Origin of the sequence: Paraburkholderia sp. A1RI_3L, from assembly GCF_048957895.1 — a bacterium.
Lineage (GTDB): Bacteria > Pseudomonadota > Gammaproteobacteria > Burkholderiales > Burkholderiaceae > Paraburkholderia > Paraburkholderia kururiensis.
In genome coordinates this window covers 780,215-796,558 of the sequence record NZ_JARCHA010000002.1, presented here as the reverse complement: position 1 = coordinate 796,558, position 16,344 = coordinate 780,215, and the positions used below count along the sequence as shown (strand labels likewise).

Here is a 16,344-nt window from a genome sequence, read left to right as displayed (position 1 = left end):
CGCTGCCGGACGGATTGCGGGCCAACGCGGGACCGCCCGCAGGCGCCACGGCCGGCCCCGCTGCGAGCCCGCCGACAGCCCGGGCGCGGTGGATGCGTCGGGTACAATAGCGGCCTTTGCGGTCCTTCATGGCAACCGGCGCGCAGGCAGGTCAGCCCGGAACGCCGCCCGCATTCTCCCACTCCATCTCGAATACGGCGCCCGCTCGGCGCACCAGGCTTATGCACATCCATATCCTCGGCATCTGCGGCACGTTCATGGGCGGTCTCGCCGTGCTCGCCCGGGCGGCGGGCCATACGGTGACCGGCTGCGACGCCGGCGTGTATCCGCCGATGAGCACGCAGCTCGAGGCCCAGGGCATTCGCCTGATCGAAGGCTACGACGCCGCGCAGATCGACCTGAAGCCGGATCTGTTCGTGATCGGCAACGTGGTCACGCGCGGCAATCCGCTGATGGAGGCCATTCTCGACCGCGGCCTGCCTTATGTGTCCGGCCCGCAATGGCTGGGCGAACATGTGCTGGCGGGCAAGTGGGTGCTTGCCGTGGCCGGCACGCACGGCAAGACCACCACGACTTCGATGCTCACCTGGCTGCTCGAAGACGCCGGCCTCAATCCCGGCTTTCTGATCGGCGGCGTGCCGCTCAACTTCGGCGTCTCGGCGCGGCTTACCGATTCGAGCTTCTTCGTGATCGAAGCCGACGAGTACGACACCGCGTTCTTCGACAAGCGCTCGAAGTTCGTCCATTACCGCCCCCGCACGGCGGTGCTGAACAACCTCGAATTCGATCACGCCGACATCTTCGCCGATCTCGCCGCCATCGAAACCCAGTTCCACCACCTCGTGCGCACGATTCCGGGCGTGGGCCGCATCGTGACGAACGGTCGCGAAGATTCGCTCGAGCGCGTGCTCGCGCGCGGCTGCTGGAGCGAAGTGGAGCGTTTCGGCGTGGAGGGCGGCTGGCAGGCGCTGCCTGCCGAAGACGGTGCACCCGTGGACGAGCGCTTCGCCGTGTATCACGGCGGCGAGCGCGTGGGTGTCGTGGAATGGCAGGTGCAGGGCGAGCACAACCGCATGAACGCGCTTGCGGCCATCGCCGCGGCGCGCCACGTCGGCGTGCCGCCCGCGCAGGCGGCGAAGTCGCTCGCGACATTCCGCAACGTGAAGCGCCGCATGGAAGTGCGCGGCAGCGTGGACGGCGTGACCGTCTACGACGACTTCGCGCACCATCCCACGGCGGTCCAGACCACCATTGCCGGCCTGCGCACGCGCGTAGGCCGCGAGAACACGCGCATTCTGGCCGTGCTCGAACCGCGCTCGAACACCATGAAGCTCGGCGTGATGAAGGCCCAGTTGCCGGGCAGCCTCACCGACGCGGACCTCGTGTTCGGCTACGGCGCGCCGTCGGGCCGCGATGCCCTGGGCTGGAATCTTGCGGAAGCACTTGCGCCCCTTGGCGACAAGGCCCGCGCATTCGACAACCTCGACGCCCTTGTGAAAGCCGTCACCGCAGCCGCGCGCCCGGGCGACCAGGTGCTCGTGATGAGCAACGGCGGCTTCGGCGGCGTGCATCAGAAACTGCTCGACGCGCTTTCGGCGCGGCCGGCGGCAACGGCCGCAACAGCCGCAACGGCAGCGGCAAGCGGACGGGACAGCGCGTGATCGTCTACCTGCACGGCTTTCGCTCGTCGCCGGCGTCGTTCAAGGCGCGGCTGCTCGCGGCACGTCTCGAAGAAGTGGGGCGCGCTGAAGAATGGTGCTGCCCGATGCTGCCCGTCTCGCCGCTCGAAGCGGTGGCGCTCGTGGAGCGCGAAGTGGAGCAGCGGCGCGCCGCGACCGGCGACGCGCATGTAGCGCTGGTGGGCAGTTCTCTGGGCGGCTACTTCGCGACGCATCTGGCCGAAAAGCACGGCTGGCCGGCCGTGCTGCTGAATCCGGCGGTCGTGCCGCAGCGCGATCTGAGCCAGTATCTCGGCGAGCAGCCGTTGTGGCACGGCGGTGGCTCCATCGTCGTGGAGCCCCGGCATCTCGTTGAATTGCGTGCGCTGGCCGTCGCATCGGTTACGCGGCCCGAACGCTATTATTTATTAGCCGCGACGGGCGACGAAGTGCTCGACTATCGCGAGATGCTCGCGCACTACCCGGGCGCACGCACGAAGCTGATTGAAGGCAGCGATCACGCCATCAGCGAATTCGCGAGCTACGTGGACGACGTGATCGCTTTCTGCGATGCGGCGTCCGCGGTCCCGCCCGCCATCGGCTGAGCGACACGAACGCGGGCGAAACGACAACAGCAACACGAAAACGAGTGGGCGGTCTGGCGGCAACGAACCGCGCACCTTATCCGGAACGAACACGCGTCTTGCGCCTGCAATGGGGCACGCAAGGCACGCAAGACGCGCAGCAAGTCTGAACGAGAGTACTGAGTGAACGTTTTCTTCGAGGAATCGGGCAGTTTCAAGGCCGGCAGCGTGCTGTCGCGCCAGGGTGACGCATTTCAGGTCGAGCTGCCGGGCGGCCGGCGCGCGAAGGTGCGGGCGAAAGACGTGCTGATCGAGTTCGAAAAGCCGGCAGCGGCCGAGCTCATGGAGCAGGCCGATGCCGCCGCGCAGCAGATCGATCTCGACTTTCTGTGGGAATGCGCGCCGCAGGAGGAGTTCGCCTTCTCCACGCTCGCGAGCGAGTACTTCGGCGAAGGTTATGGTCCCGTGGAGCGCGCGGCGCTCGTGCTGCGCCTGCATGGCGCGCCGGTCTATTTCCGCCGCAAGGGGCGCGGCCAGTATCAGCGCGCGCCTGAAGAGCAGCTCAAGATGGCGCTCGCGTCGCTGGAGCGCAAGCGGCAGCAGGCGCTCGTCCAGGCGCAGTACGAAGAAGAACTGAAAGCGGGCCGCTTGCCCGAGGCGTTCCAGGGGCGCGCGCTCAGTTTTCTCACGCGGCCCGACAAGAATTCGATCGAGTACAAGGCGCTGGAAGCGGCCGCCGCGGCGCGCGGCATTTCGATGCCGCGGCTTATGCTCGAATGCGGCGGCATTCCGTCGGCGCGCGCGCTGCACGAGGCGCGCTTTCTCGCCGAATTCTTCCCGCACGGCACCGGTTTTCCGCCCGTCACCGTGAATCCGCTTGCCGAGGATTTGCCCGAAGCGCTGGTGGAAGCCTTCTCGATCGACGACGTGACGACCACTGAGATCGACGACGCGTTTTCCGTCGAGCATCTGGCCGACAGCCGCGTGCGCATCGGCGTGCACATCGCGGCGCCGGCGCTCGGCATCAGCCGCGGGGACCCCGTCGATACGATCGCGCGCAACCGTCTTTCCACGGTCTACATGCCGGGCGACAAGATCACCATGCTGCCCGACGAGTTCGTGGATGCCTTCACGCTGAAGGAAGGCGACCTGCGGCCCGCGCTATCGCTCTACATCATCGTGAACCGCGAAACGCAGGAGATCGTGGCGACCGAAACGCGCGCCGAGCGCGTGTTCGTGAAGCACAACCTGCGTCACAACACGCTCGACGAGCACGTCACCGAGGAAGCCCTCGCAGCGGGCACCGGCGACTATCCGCACAAGGACGACATCGCCGTACTCTGGCCGTTTGCCCAGGCGCTCTTCGAAAAACGCCAGCAGACGCGCGCGAGCTACGGCCTCAAGCGCGAGGTGCAGCGCAACACCGACTACAACTTCTACGTGGACGGCGAGCGCATCACCATCACGCCGCGCCGCCGCGGCTCGCCGCTCGACCTGATCGTCGCGGAACTCGCCATTCTCGCGAACTCCACCTGGGGCGCGTTCCTGCACGATCACGGCGTGCCGGGCATCTATCGCTCGCAGCGCGCGTTCGGCGCGCCCACCGGCCCCAAGCGCACGCGCATGCAGACCACGGCCGCGCCGCACGAGGGCCTGGGCGTGGCGCAATACGCGTGGAGCACCTCGCCGCTGCGCCGCTACGTGGACCTCGTGAACCAGTGGCAATTGCTTGCGTGCGTGCAGCACGGCGTGACCGCGAAGCTCGCGGCGCCCTTCAAGCCGAAGGACGCCGACCTGTTCGCCGTCGTGCAAGGCTTCGACGAGACCTATACGGCCTACGCCGACCATCAGCGCCGTATGGAGTACTTCTGGTGCCTGCGCTGGCTCATGCAGGAGAACCGGCGCGAGGTAGTGGCGGCGGTCGTGAAGGGCGACCTCGTGCGCCTCGAAGAAATCCCGCTGCTGCTGCACGTGCCCGCGCTCGGCGTGCACGCGCGCGGCACGCGCCTGCTGCTGGAAGTGATGTCGATCGACGAACTCACGATCGAGGCCTCCGTGCGCATGCTGCGCGTGCTCGACGCGCCGACGGTGACGAGCGGTGCGGAAGCGGAAGAAGAGAGCGAAGACGAAGAGCTGATCGAGGCCACCGACGCGTCCGCCGAAAGCGAAGCCGAAGCGCTGGCCGAAGCCGATGGCGGCGATGATGGCGGCGATGAAGGCGGCGAGGGCGAGCCGACCGAAGGCGAGTCGAACACGAGTGGCGAAGCGTCCGGCTCCGAAGGCACCCACGAAAATGCCGCCGAAGGGTCCACTGAAGAGGGCACAACGCACGCCGGTCGCCATCACCACGCAGAGGAACAGAGCCGATGAGCGCGCCGCAGGTGCCGTCGCAGGCGGACCGTTATGCCGTGATCGGCAATCCGGTCGCGCACAGCAAGTCGCCGTTCATTCACGCGCGCTTTGCCGCGCAGACCGGTGAGCCCGTCGCATACGACCGGCTGCTCGCGCCGCTCGACGGCTTCGTCGCAACCGTGCGGGCGTTCATGGCGTCCGGCGGCCGCGGGCTCAACGTCACCGTGCCGTTCAAGCTCGAAGCGTATGCGCTCGCCGACACGCATTCGGCGCGCGCCGCGGCGGCCGGCGCGGTCAACACGTTGCGCTTCGACGCGGACGGCATCTACGGCGACAACACGGATGGCGTCGGCCTCGTGCGCGACATCGAAACGAACCTCGGCGTGGCGCTGAAGGGCGCGCGCGTGCTTGTGCTCGGCGCGGGCGGCGCGGCGCGCGGCGTCGTGCTGCCGCTGCTGGAACGCGGTCCGCGTGGGCTTGCCATCGTGAACCGCACGGCGTCGAAGGCCGAAGGGCTCGTCGCGCAGTTCGGGGCCGCGGCCTACGAGGCCGGCTGCACGCTGACGGGCGGCGGCCCGGATGCCGTCGAGCCCTACCCGTACGACGTGATCGTCAACGCGACGGCGGGCAGCCTCGACGCCGCATTGCCCGACTGCGACGACCGCGCGTTCGGCGCGGCCACGCTCGCCTACGACATGATGTACGGCGCCGAGCCCACCGTCTTCATGCGGCACGCGCAGTCGCTGGGCGCACGCAGCGCGGACGGCCTCGGCATGCTCGTGGAGCAGGCTGCCGAATCGTTCTACGTGTGGCGCGGCGTGCGGCCCGACAGCGCGCCCGTGCTCGCCGAACTGCGCGCGCAGCTGGCCGCGCAGAAGGCCTGACGCGCGAGCACGCCGTGGCGATCTCGCTCACCGCCGCCGCCCGGCGCACGCGCCGTCCGGGCCTCGCCCGATGGGCGTTCTACGGCTTCTCCGTGTTCGCCTGCGCGTGGATCGCCACGCAGCTTTACTACTTCGCGCAGATCGCGGTGTGGAACGTCGTGAATCCGCAATCGACGGCCTTCATGCGCTCCGACGCGTGGCGGCTTTCGAGCGAGCGAAGCGAGCGCGCCGACCCCGCGATCCAGCACACCTGGGTGCCTTACGAGCAGATCTCGCGCAATCTGAAGCGCGCGATCATCGCCTCCGAGGACGCGAAGTTCGTCAGCAATAACGGCTACGAAACCGACGCCATCCTGCAAGCCTGGGAAAAGAACAAGTCGCGCGGACGCATCGTGGCGGGCGGCTCGACCATCACCCAGCAACTCGCGCGCAACCTGTTCCTCTCGCGTGACAAGAGCTACCTGCGCAAAGGGCAGGAGCTGATCATCACCTGGATGCTCGAAACGCTGATGGACAAGCAGCGCATCTTCGAGATCTACCTGAACTCGGTCGAATGGGGCGACGGCGTGTACGGCGCGCAGGCTGCGGCGCAGCACTACTACCGCACGTCCGCGGCGAAGCTGACTGCCTGGCAGGCGGCGCGGCTCGCCGTCATGCTGCCGCGCCCGCGCTACTTCGACGAGCATCGAAACTCGCCCTGGCTTTCGCAGCGTGCCGCCGTGATCGCACGGCGCATGGGCGTGGCGGAGTTGCCGCAGTAGCAGCCGCGGCGCACGGTCGGGCCGTGTAGCGAGCGGCCACGCAGCACCTGCGAGCGCCCGCGCGTTTTTGCTCGGCCTTTCGGCGCGCGCTTTTCGGCCCGTGCTTTTCGTTCCGCCCTCTCGCCGCTTCCGTCCCCAGCCGTCTCGTTCATTCCTGCGCTGACGCATTCGTCGCCTCACGGCTGCTCCATTCCCTCTCGCGCCACATTCGTTTCCCTCGCGATTTTCCCGCGCCGCTTCGGCGCGGCCAAAGCCTTTAATCCCATTATGTGATCGTCAAACTCATATATTGGAGATTCAAAACGTTCGGCCCTACAATGCGCCACACACCGGGCACGCGATGCCCAGCGCCCACAGCAAGAAAGAAACGGTCGGCCGCGAATTGCCTGCGAGCCGGCACGAAATCGGAGACAAGCCAGCCATGTCCATCACCGCGACGCATGCGGCGCAGTTCCCGCCGCCTGACGGAACGTCCGTCGTCCGCACACTGTTTCGCTCCTCGGGCCAACGCGCCCGCTAACCGCACAAACGCCTTTCCGGTTGCGATCGCCATGGACAACAAACTGATGTCTCCGCCCAACGCTGCCACACCTCAGCCCGAACACGCCGGTCGCGCGTCGCGCGCCGCGAACGGCGCCGCTTCGAAGTCGGCAGCGCAGACGCCCGCGCAGCCCGCCGACGAAATCGGCCTGCCCGGTTCGCCGCTCGACCTCGCACAACAGCAGGCCGGCACGCAGACGCTGCTGCGCGGCCTCGCGATTCTCGAGGCCGCCGCGGCCGGCGTGCGCGACCTGCGCTCGTTCGGCGCCGCGCTCGGCACGACGCGCAGCACCACGCACCGCCTCGTGAGCAGCCTCGTGCAGGCGCGCTACCTGCGCCAGGTGCAGGGCGGCTACCTGCTCGGCCCCAAGCTCATCGAACTGGGCACCATCGCGCTCGAACAGATGCCGCTCACCGCAGTGGCGCGTCCGCATCTGCAGGCGCTCGCCGATTACTCGCTGGACACCATTCACCTCGGCGTGCGTGATGGCGACGACGTGCTCTACATCGACAAGATTCCCGGCCAGCGCGGCCTCGAAATGCGCTCGCGCGTGGGGCACCGCATGCCGCTCGCGTCGACGGGAATCGGCAAGGCGCTGATGCTCGATCTCGCGCCGGACGTCTGGCGCAAGCTGCACGAAGCGTCGCGCCGAACGCTTGCGGGCGTGAGCTTCAAGCCGGACCACCGCCCGGACCTCGACACGTTCCTCGAACGCATGACGGGCTACGCCGCGGGCGGCTACACGTTCGACCTCGAAGAGAACGAAGCCTCCATTCGCTGCGTCGCCGCGCCCGTGCGCGACGCGTCGGGCGCCATCGTCGCGGCGCTTTCGGTGGCGAGCACGATTCCGTACATGTCGCTCGAACGCATGGACGAACTGGTGCCGATCGTGCAGCGCGAAGCGCGCGCGATCTCGGAAGAACTCGGCTGGCGCGCTCCGCAGCCCGCCGCACGCAGGATTAAACGATGAGTCAATCCACGGCCGGCGGCACGCTTGCCGCCGTCACCGGTTTCGATGCAGCCGGCGCGACCACCGCGGCTGCGGCTGTTGCCAACGCCGCCGCTGCGGCTGCGACTGCCGCCAGCGCCGCCGCCACGCCTGCCGCCGCGCTGATCGCGCTCGACTGGGGCACCACGGCGCTGCGCGCGTATCTCTACGACGCGACGGGCCGCGTGCTGGCGAGCGGTGGGTCGCCGGCGGGCATCATGAATCTGCCGCGTCCGGCTGCGGAAGGCGGCTTCGACATGGCGTTCGACGCCGTCTGCGGCGAGTGGCTCGATGAGACGCCGTCGCTGCCCGTGATTGCCGCGGGCATGGTGGGCAGCGCGCAGGGCTGGGTGCAGGCGCCTTACGTGGACACGCCCGCGAGCGCGGACGCGCTCGTCGCCGGCATCGTGCGCGTGAAGACCGCGCGCGGCGCGACGCTCGCGATCGTGCCTGGCGTGCTGGAGCGCGGCGAGTTGCCGAACGTGATGCGCGGCGAGGAAACGCAGATCGTCGGCGCGCTCGGTGGCGACGGCGACGAACCGCACGATGCTCAGGACACTCAGGCTGGCTCGGCCGCCAACGTGCTGATCGGTCTGCCAGGCACGCACGCGAAGTGGGCGATCGTGCGCGATGGGCGTATCGAACGCTTCTACACGTTCATGACCGGAGAGATTTTCGCGGCGCTGCGCGAGCACACCATTCTGGGCCGCACGATGGTGTCGCCCGGCGAGCCGGATCTGGGTGCGTTCCTGCGCGGCGTGGCCGTTGCGCGCGAACACGGCGATGCCGGCGTGCTGGCCACGGTGTTCAGCACGCGCACGCTGGGTCTGACGGCGCAGCTCGAACCGCAGCAGCAGCCCGACTATCTTTCGGGCCTGCTGATCGGGCACGAGCTTGCGGGTCTCGAAGCCGTGCTCGCGCACGAGCCGCCGCCGCTGGCAGGCCGCACGCTGCGCCTGATTGGCAACGATGCGTTGTGCGAGCGCTATCGCCTCGCGCTCGCGCAGTTCGGCTGCACGAACGCGCAGTTGGTGCGGCACGCGACGGAGCGAGGGCTGTGGCGCATCGCAGTGCAGGCAGGACTCGTGACGCCGGCCGTGGGTGCGCCGGCGCAGGAAGATTCAGCCGCGTAGCGTGAAACGCGGGCTGCGTAGTGCAACAAAGCGACGCAGCAAAGCGGCGAACTTAGGCAAGACAACGAGGCAAGACAACGAGGCAAGACAACGAGGCAAAACACGCAGGCAAAACACGCAGGCAAAGCACGCGAACAACGAACACGAGCGCGCAGCAACGAACCGAAACCACCCGTCGAGCGAGAGCGAAGCGGCGCCAACGCAACAGCGTCGCATCCGTGACGCAGCGGCAACGCACCAGCGACGCCTCCTTGACGCAGCAGAGACCGACACAGGAAAGAGCATGCAAACCGATCTCAACCTGCCAGCACCGTATGCGCCGCACGCGGGACTTGCCGCGGCGTTCGACACGTGCGCGCTCATCGCCATCCTGCGCGGCGTGACGCCCGCGGACGCCGCCGATCATGGCCACGCGCTGTACGAAGCGGGTTTTCGCATCATCGAAGTGCCGTTGAATTCGCCGCAGCCGTTCGAGAGCATCGCGGCGATCCGCCAGGCCGTGCCCGCCGACGCTATCGTGGGCGCCGGCACCGTGCTGCAGCCCACGCTCGTGAAGGACGTGAAAGCCGCGGGCGGCGAACTGATCGTGATGCCGCACAGCGATCCTGAAGTGGTGCTCGCCGCGAAGGCGCACGGGCTTGCGTGCGCGCCTGGCGTGGCCACGCCCACCGAGGCGTTTCTCGCGCTCAAGAACGGCGCGGACGTGCTCAAGATGTTCCCCGCCGAGCAACTCGGCATGCAGGTCGTGAAGGCCTGGCGCGCGGTGATCGCGCCGCAGGTGCCGCTCGTGCCGGTGGGCGGCATCACGCCGGACAACATGGGTCCGTTCCTCACTGCGGGCGCCAACGGATTCGGGCTCGGCTCGGCGCTCTACAAGCCCGGTCAGAGCGCGGAAACCACGGCGTCGCACGCGAAGGCGTTCATCAACGGACTGCGCGTGGCGCGCGCGGGGATGCGCAAATGAAGCGGCTGGCCGGCAAGGTCGCACTCGTCACCGGTGCCGGTCGCGGCATTGGTGCGGCGATCGCTGCAGCTTTCGCACGCGAAGGCGCGGCGGTCGTGCTGGCCGAGCTGGATCTCGATGCCGCCGAACGCACCGCGCAGCAGATCGAAGCGACGCTGAAAGACGAAACACAAGGCTCGCCGTGCGTGCTCGCCGTGCGCACCGACGTCACGCAGCCGCAATCGGTGCGCGACGCCGTGGAGGCTGCCGAACGCACGTTCGGTCCGGTCGACGTGCTCGTGAACAACGCCGGCATCAACGTGTTCTGCGACCCGCTCACGATGACCGACGACGACTGGCGCCGCTGCTTCGCGGTGGACCTCGACGGCGTCTGGAACGGTTGTCGCGCCGTGCTGCCGGGCATGGTGGAGCGCGGCGCGGGGGCCATCGTGAATATCGCGTCCACGCATGCGTTCAAGATCATTCCGGGCTGCTTTCCGTACCCAGTCGCGAAGCACGGCGTGATCGGCCTCACGAAGGCGCTCGGCATCGAGTACGCGCCGCGCAACGTGCGTGTGAACGCCATCGCGCCGGGCTACATCGAAACGCAGCTTACGCACGACTGGTGGGCGAGCCAGCCGGACCCGGCCGCCGCGCGTGAGGCCACGCTCGATCTGCAGCCGATGAAGCGCATTGGCCGCCCCGAGGAAGTGGCCATGACCGCAGTCTTTCTCGCGTCCGATGAAGCGCCGTTCATCAACGCGAGCTGCATCACGATCGACGGCGGGCGTTCGGCGCTTTACCACGACTGAACGAAGAGAAGCGGTAGACGAAGCAGCAACGCAGACACAAAGGCCGCGCCGCCCGGGCGACGCGACTACCGGGTTGTGATCCCGATGACGCACTGGCCGCGTGCGTCGCGCCGGGAACAAGAAAACGCGGCCAATACCTTCGCGTAATTGCCAGACAGGAGACACGCACCATGAAACGCAGAATTTTCCTCACGCTCGCTGCAGCAGCCACGGCGGTGCTCTTCAACGCGCCCGTCGCGCAGGCGGCCGATCCGGTCAAGATCGGCTTCCTCGTGAAGCAGCCGGAGGAGCCGTGGTTCCAGGACGAATGGAAGTTCGCCGAGATCGCCGCGAAAGAAAAAGGCTTCACGCTCGTGAAGATCGGTGCGCCGTCTGGCGAAAAGGTGATGAGCGCCATCGACAATCTCGCGGCCCAGAAGGCGCAAGGCTTCGTGATCTGCACGCCGGACGTGAAGCTCGGACCGGGCATCGTCGCGAAGGCGAAGGCTGACGGGCTCAAGATGATGACGGTGGACGACCGCCTCGTGGACGGCGCGGGCAAGCCGATCGAGTCGGTGCCGCATATGGGCATTTCGGCCTACAACATCGGCAAGCAGGTGGGCGAAGGCATTGCCGCCGAAATCAAGAAGCGCGGCTGGGACATGAAAGACGTGGGCGCGATCGACGTGACCTACGAGCAGTTGCCCACCGCGCACGACCGCACGAGCGGCGCGACCGACGCGCTCATCGCCGCGGGCTTCCCGAAGGCGAACGTGATCGCGGCGCCGCAGGCGAAGACCGACACGGAAAACGCGTTCAACGCGGCCAACATCGCCCTCACGAAGAACCCGAAGTTCAAGCACTGGGTGGCCTACGGCCTGAACGACGAAGCCGTGCTGGGCGCGGTGCGCGCAGCGGAAGGCCGCGGCTTCAAGGCGGACAACATGATCGGCATCGGCATCGGCGGTTCGGACTCGGCCTTGAACGAGTTCAAGAAGCCGGAACCGACGGGCTTCTACGGCACCGTGATCATCAGCCCGAAGCGCCACGGCGAAGAAACGTCGACGCTCATGTACGACTGGATCACGAAGGGCACGACGCCGCCCCCGCTCACGCTCACGACGGGCATGCTGGCCACGCGCAGCAACGTGAACGAAGTGCGTGAAAAGATGGGGCTCGCCTCGAAGTAAGGCAAGGCTGGCAGGCGTGGCGCGTCCTGCTTCGGTGCTCGGGTGGTTGGAGAAATCGAAGCGGGACCGCCTTGCCGGTCAGAGGGCGAACGAGACGGAAAGAGAGGGAAGCGAAGTGTCAGCGACGCTGAGTTTTGACAACATCGGCAAGGTATTTCCGGGCGTGCGCGCGCTGGACGGCGTTTCGTTCGAGGTGCACGCCGGCGAAGTGCACGGTCTCATGGGCGAGAACGGCGCGGGCAAGTCCACGCTGCTGAAGATTCTGGGCGGCGAGTACCAGCCGGACTCGGGCCGCATCCTGATCGACGGCAACGAGGTGCATTTTTCGAGCGCGGCGTCGTCGATTGCAGCCGGTATCGCCGTGATTCACCAGGAACTGCAGTACGTGCCGGACCTGACGGTGGCGGAAAACCTGCTGCTCGGGCGCTTGCCGAATGCGCTCGGCTGGGTCAACAAGCGCACCGCGCGACGCTTCGTGCGCGAGCGGCTTGCCGCGATGGGCGTGGACCTGGAACCGGACGTGAAGCTGCGCAAGCTCTCCATCGCGCAGCGGCAGATGGTGGAAATCTGCAAGGCGCTCATGCGCAACGCGCGCGTGATTGCGCTCGACGAACCCACAAGCTCGCTCTCGCACCGCGAGACCGAAGTGCTGTTCAAGCTCGTGCGCGATCTGCGTGCCGACAACCGCGCGCTCATCTACATCTCGCACCGCATGGACGAGATCTACCAGCTCTGCGACGCGTGCACGATTTTCCGCGACGGCCGCAAGGTGGCTTCGCATCCGTCGCTGGAAGGCGTGAAGCGCGAGACCATCGTGAGCGAGATGGTGGGCCGCGAAATTTCGGACATCTACAACTACCGGGCACGGCCGCTCGGCGAAGTGCGGTTCGCGGCGAAGAACATCAGCGGTCATCCGCTGGCTGAACCGGTGAGCTTCGAAGTGCGGCGCGGCGAAATTCTCGGTTTCTTCGGGCTTGTGGGCGCAGGCCGCAGCGAACTCATGCACCTCGTCTACGGCGCGGACAGGCGCAAGAGCGGCGAGATCGAACTGGACGGCGAGCCGATCCGCGTGAAGAGCGCGGGCGAGGCGATTCGCCAGGGCATCGTGCTGTGTCCCGAAGACCGCAAGGAGGAAGGCATCGTCGCGATGGCTTCCGTGGCGGAGAACATCAACATCAGCTGCCGGCGCCACTACCTGCGCGCGGGCATGTTCCTGAACCGGCGCAAGGAAGCGCAGACGGCCGACGAATTCATCAAGCTGCTCAAGATCAAGACGCCGAGCCGCAAGCAGAAGATCCGCTTCCTCTCGGGCGGCAACCAGCAGAAGGCGATTCTGTCGCGCTGGCTCGCGGAGCCCGACCTCAAGGTCGTGATTCTCGACGAGCCCACGCGCGGCATCGACGTGGGCGCGAAGCACGAGATCTACCACGTGATCTATCAGCTCGCGGAGCGCGGCTGCGCGATCGTGATGATCTCGTCGGAGTTGCCCGAAGTGCTTGGCGTGTCGGACCGCATCGTCGTGATGCGCGAAGGCCGCATTGCGGGCGAGCTTTCGCGCGAAGCGGCCACGGAGCACACGGTGCTGGGCCTCGCGCTGCCCGAGGGCGCATCCGGTGCGAACGCGGAAAACGAAGCGCGCGCTGCCTGAACGCGGCGCGCTCGGCCCACCCGTGCCGGTGGATAGACAGTGAGACAACCCGTGGGGAACGGGAGGAGTGAAGCAAATGCAAGCCAGAGAGAACCTCGCGCATGAAGCGGCCAAGAGCGCTGCGGAAGCGCTGATTCCGAAGACCAGTGACAGGCAGAAGTGGTGGCAACAGATCACCGAATACAGCCTGATCGTGATCTTCGCGGTGATGTTCGTCACGATGTCGCTGACGGTCGATCACTTCTTCTCGATCGAGAACATGCTGGGCCTCGCGCTGTCGATCTCGCAGATCGGCATGGTGGCCTGCACGATGATGTTCTGCCTCGCCTCGCGCGACTTCGATCTTTCCATCGGCTCCACGGTCGCGTTCGCGGGCGTGCTCTGCGCGATGGTGCTGAACGCCACCAACAACACGTTCATCGCCATCGTGGCCGCTGTGGCGGCGGGCGCGGCGATCGGCTTCGTGAACGGCGCGGTGATCGCGTATCTGCGCATCAATGCGCTGATTACGACGCTCGCCACCATGGAAATCGTGCGCGGCCTCGGCTTCATCGTCTCGCACGGCCAGGCCGTGGGCGTGTCGTCGGATACCTTCATCGCGCTGGGCGGCCTCACGATGTTCGGCGTGTCGCTGCCCATCTGGGTCACGCTGCTGTGCTTCATCGTGTTCGGCGTGATGCTCAATCAGACCGTGTACGGGCGCAATACGCTCGCCATCGGCGGCAATCCCGAAGCGTCGCGGCTCGCGGGTATCAACGTGGAACGCACGCGCGTCTGGATCTTCCTCATTCAGGGCGCGGTGACGGCGCTCGCGGGCGTGATTCTCGCGTCGCGCATTACCTCGGGCCAGCCGAATGCGGCCGAAGGGTTCGAACTCAACGTGATTTCGGCGTGCGTGCTGGGCGGCGTGTCGCTGTTGGGCGGTCGCGCGACGATCTCGGGCGTGGTGATCGGCGTGCTGATTATGGGCACGGTCGAGAACGTGATGAACCTGCTCAACATCGACGCGTTCTACCAGTACCTCGTGCGCGGCGCGATTTTGCTTGCCGCCGTGCTGCTCGACCAGTTGAAGAACCGCGGCTCGCGCGATTGAGCGCACGTTCTGAACGAAACCGAAGGAACCGAACGATGTCTTCTCCTGCCAACGCAAGCGAGCGCCTAGCCGGAACCAGCGCGGCAAGCGGCGCCTACGCGAGCTATCCGAGCCTTCTCGACCGCACGGTGCTCATCACGGGCGGCGCGACCGGCATCGGCGCCTCGTTCGTCGAGCACTTCGCCGCGCAGGGCGCGCGCGTCGCGTTCTTCGACATCGACGCCACTGCGGGTGCCGCGCTGGCCGACGAACTCGGCGACTCGCGCCACCGTCCGCTGTTTCTGTCCTGCGATCTCACCGACATCGACGCGCTGCGCGCCGCCGTCGCCGACGTGAAAGCGGCGCTCGGCCCCGTCGAGGTGCTCGTCAATAACGCTGCAAACGACCGCCGCCACAAGACCGAAGAGGTCACGCCGGAATCGTTCGACGCGGGCATCGCGGTGAACCTGCGCCACCAGTTCTTCGCGGCGCAGGCCGTGATCGACGACATGAAGGAGGCGCAGCGCGGCTCCATCGTGAACCTGGGGTCGATCAGCTGGATGCTCAAGCAGGGTGGCTTCCCCGTGTACGTGATGTGCAAGTCCGCGGTGCAGGGGCTCACACGCGGTCTCGCGCGCGAACTGGGGCCGTTCGGCATTCGCGTGAACACGCTGGTGCCGGGCTGGGTGATGACCGACAAGCAGAAGCGCCTGTGGCTGGACGACGCGGGCCGGCGCGCGATCAAGGAAGGCCAGTGCATCGAAGGCGAGTTGCTGCCCGCCGATCTGGCCCGTATGGCGCTGTTCCTCGCCGCCGACGACAGCCGCATGATCACCGCGCAGGACATCGTGGTGGACGGAGGCTGGGCATGAGCGCGGGTTCTGCGGCGACCGAACGTGCGGCGGCGCTCGCCGTCGATTCGCAATGCTCGCTGGGCGAAGGCGCGACCTGGTGCGCGCGCACTGCTCGCCTATACTGGACCGATATCGAAGGCGCCCGGCTGTGGTGCCACGACGCGCGCGACGGTGCGATTGCGTCCTGGCCCATGCCGGAGCGGCTGGCGTCTTTCGCGTTGTGTGCCGATCCGCAGTGGCTGCTGCTCGGGCTGGCGAAACACCTCGCGTTCTTCAACTGCGCGACGGGCGCGATCCACCGCATCGTCGAAGTGGAGCCGGATCTGAACACGCGCCTGAACGATGGCCGCTGCGACCGGCAAGGCCGCTTCGTATTCGGTACCAAGGACGAGGGTTCGCCCACGCGCGCGGTCGGCGGCTTCTACCGGCTCAACCGCGATCTCACGCTCGAAAGGCTGCCGCTGCCGGCGCCCGCGATTGCCAACGGCATCGCGTTCAGCCCGGACGGCGCGACGATGTACTACTGCGATTCCCCGACGCGCGAGATCCGCGCGTGCGACTACGGCGACGACGGACGCGTGACGAACGATCGCACGTTCACGACGCTCGGCAATACGACTGCGGAGCCCGACGGTTCGACAGTGGATGCCGACGGCGGCATCTGGAACGCGCAATGGGCCGGCGCCCGCGTGGTGCGTTATGGGCCGGACGGCGTGGAAACGGATCGCGTGCCGATGCCCGTTTCGCAGCCCACCTGCGTCGCGTTCGGCGGCGCGCAACTCGACACGCTTTACGTGACGAGCGCGCGCATCGGGCTGGATGCGGACGTGCTCGCGCGCGAGCCGCAGGCGGGTGGCGTGTTCGCCGTGATGACGGGCCGGCGCGGGATCGCTGAACCGTGCTTCCAGGGCGCCTTGCCGCAGGGTTAGGCGCGCTTGCGCAGCC

At 67.3% G+C, this 16,344-nt stretch carries 14 protein-coding genes; all 14 read left to right on the top strand.

Annotated elements, in window-relative coordinates:
- Positions 1-221: 221 nt before the first annotated feature.
- The 14 genes from mpl to PXJ20_RS09650 all read left to right on the top strand — a co-directional run bounded on the left by mpl (position 222) and on the right by PXJ20_RS09650 (position 16,328).
- Entirely contained in the window at positions 222-1,661 is a 1,440-nt protein-coding gene (gene mpl / locus PXJ20_RS09715; RefSeq protein ID WP_421029870.1) for a UDP-N-acetylmuramate:L-alanyl-gamma-D-glutamyl-meso-diaminopimelate ligase, read from the top strand.
- A complete protein-coding gene (locus PXJ20_RS09710) occupies positions 1,658-2,263 on the top strand; it encodes a YqiA/YcfP family alpha/beta fold hydrolase (protein WP_421029869.1) in 606 nt (201 codons plus the stop codon). The genes mpl and PXJ20_RS09710 overlap by 4 nt, the downstream gene beginning before the upstream one ends.
- A 162-nt stretch (positions 2,264-2,425) precedes the next feature.
- Positions 2,426-4,612 carry a ribonuclease catalytic domain-containing protein gene (locus PXJ20_RS09705; RefSeq protein WP_421029868.1) on the top strand — a complete coding sequence of 729 codons (2,187 nt, stop codon included), beginning with the start codon at positions 2,426-2,428 and terminating at the stop codon, positions 4,610-4,612.
- Positions 4,609-5,478, top strand: coding sequence for a shikimate dehydrogenase (gene aroE, locus PXJ20_RS09700; protein ID WP_017777075.1), 870 nt, complete (start codon positions 4,609-4,611; stop codon positions 5,476-5,478). The genes PXJ20_RS09705 and aroE overlap by 4 nt, the downstream gene beginning before the upstream one ends.
- A 14-nt stretch (positions 5,479-5,492) precedes the next feature.
- Positions 5,493-6,239 carry a monofunctional biosynthetic peptidoglycan transglycosylase gene (gene mtgA / locus PXJ20_RS09695; protein ID WP_277596875.1) on the top strand — a complete coding sequence of 249 codons (747 nt, stop codon included), beginning with the start codon at positions 5,493-5,495 and terminating at the stop codon, positions 6,237-6,239.
- A 566-nt stretch (positions 6,240-6,805) separates the two neighbouring features.
- Positions 6,806-7,750, top strand: coding sequence for an IclR family transcriptional regulator (locus PXJ20_RS09690; RefSeq protein ID WP_413212531.1), 945 nt, complete (start codon positions 6,806-6,808; stop codon positions 7,748-7,750).
- Entirely contained in the window at positions 7,747-8,901 is a 1,155-nt protein-coding gene (locus PXJ20_RS09685; protein WP_421029867.1) for a 2-dehydro-3-deoxygalactonokinase, read from the top strand. The genes PXJ20_RS09690 and PXJ20_RS09685 overlap by 4 nt, the downstream gene beginning before the upstream one ends.
- A gap of 283 nt (positions 8,902-9,184) precedes the next feature.
- Positions 9,185-9,865: a 2-dehydro-3-deoxy-6-phosphogalactonate aldolase gene (locus PXJ20_RS09680; RefSeq protein WP_017777071.1), complete on the top strand. Its 681-nt coding sequence runs from the start codon at positions 9,185-9,187 to the stop codon at positions 9,863-9,865.
- Positions 9,862-10,656 (top strand): SDR family oxidoreductase, encoded by a 795-nt coding sequence (locus PXJ20_RS09675; RefSeq protein WP_421029866.1) that lies wholly within the window; start codon positions 9,862-9,864, stop codon positions 10,654-10,656. Before PXJ20_RS09680 ends, PXJ20_RS09675 begins: the two co-directional genes overlap by 4 nt.
- Positions 10,657-10,826: 170 nt before the next feature.
- Positions 10,827-11,825, top strand: a complete 999-nt coding sequence (locus PXJ20_RS09670) for an arabinose ABC transporter substrate-binding protein (protein ID WP_126878035.1) — start codon at positions 10,827-10,829, stop codon at positions 11,823-11,825.
- A 115-nt stretch (positions 11,826-11,940) separates the two neighbouring features.
- Entirely contained in the window at positions 11,941-13,473 is a 1,533-nt protein-coding gene (gene araG, locus PXJ20_RS09665) for an L-arabinose ABC transporter ATP-binding protein AraG (protein WP_421029865.1), read from the top strand.
- 76 nt (positions 13,474-13,549) lie between these two features.
- The gene (gene araH / locus PXJ20_RS09660; RefSeq protein WP_017777067.1) at positions 13,550-14,566 is read left to right on the top strand and encodes an L-arabinose ABC transporter permease AraH; all 1,017 of its coding nucleotides are present in this window, start codon (positions 13,550-13,552) and stop codon (positions 14,564-14,566) included.
- 35 nt (positions 14,567-14,601) lie between these two features.
- Positions 14,602-15,417 (top strand): SDR family NAD(P)-dependent oxidoreductase, encoded by an 816-nt coding sequence (locus PXJ20_RS09655; protein ID WP_421029864.1) that lies wholly within the window; start codon positions 14,602-14,604, stop codon positions 15,415-15,417.
- A complete protein-coding gene (locus tag PXJ20_RS09650; protein WP_421029863.1) occupies positions 15,414-16,328 on the top strand; it encodes an SMP-30/gluconolactonase/LRE family protein in 915 nt (304 codons plus the stop codon). The genes PXJ20_RS09655 and PXJ20_RS09650 overlap by 4 nt, the downstream gene beginning before the upstream one ends.
- The last annotated feature ends 16 nt before the right edge of the window (positions 16,329-16,344 follow it).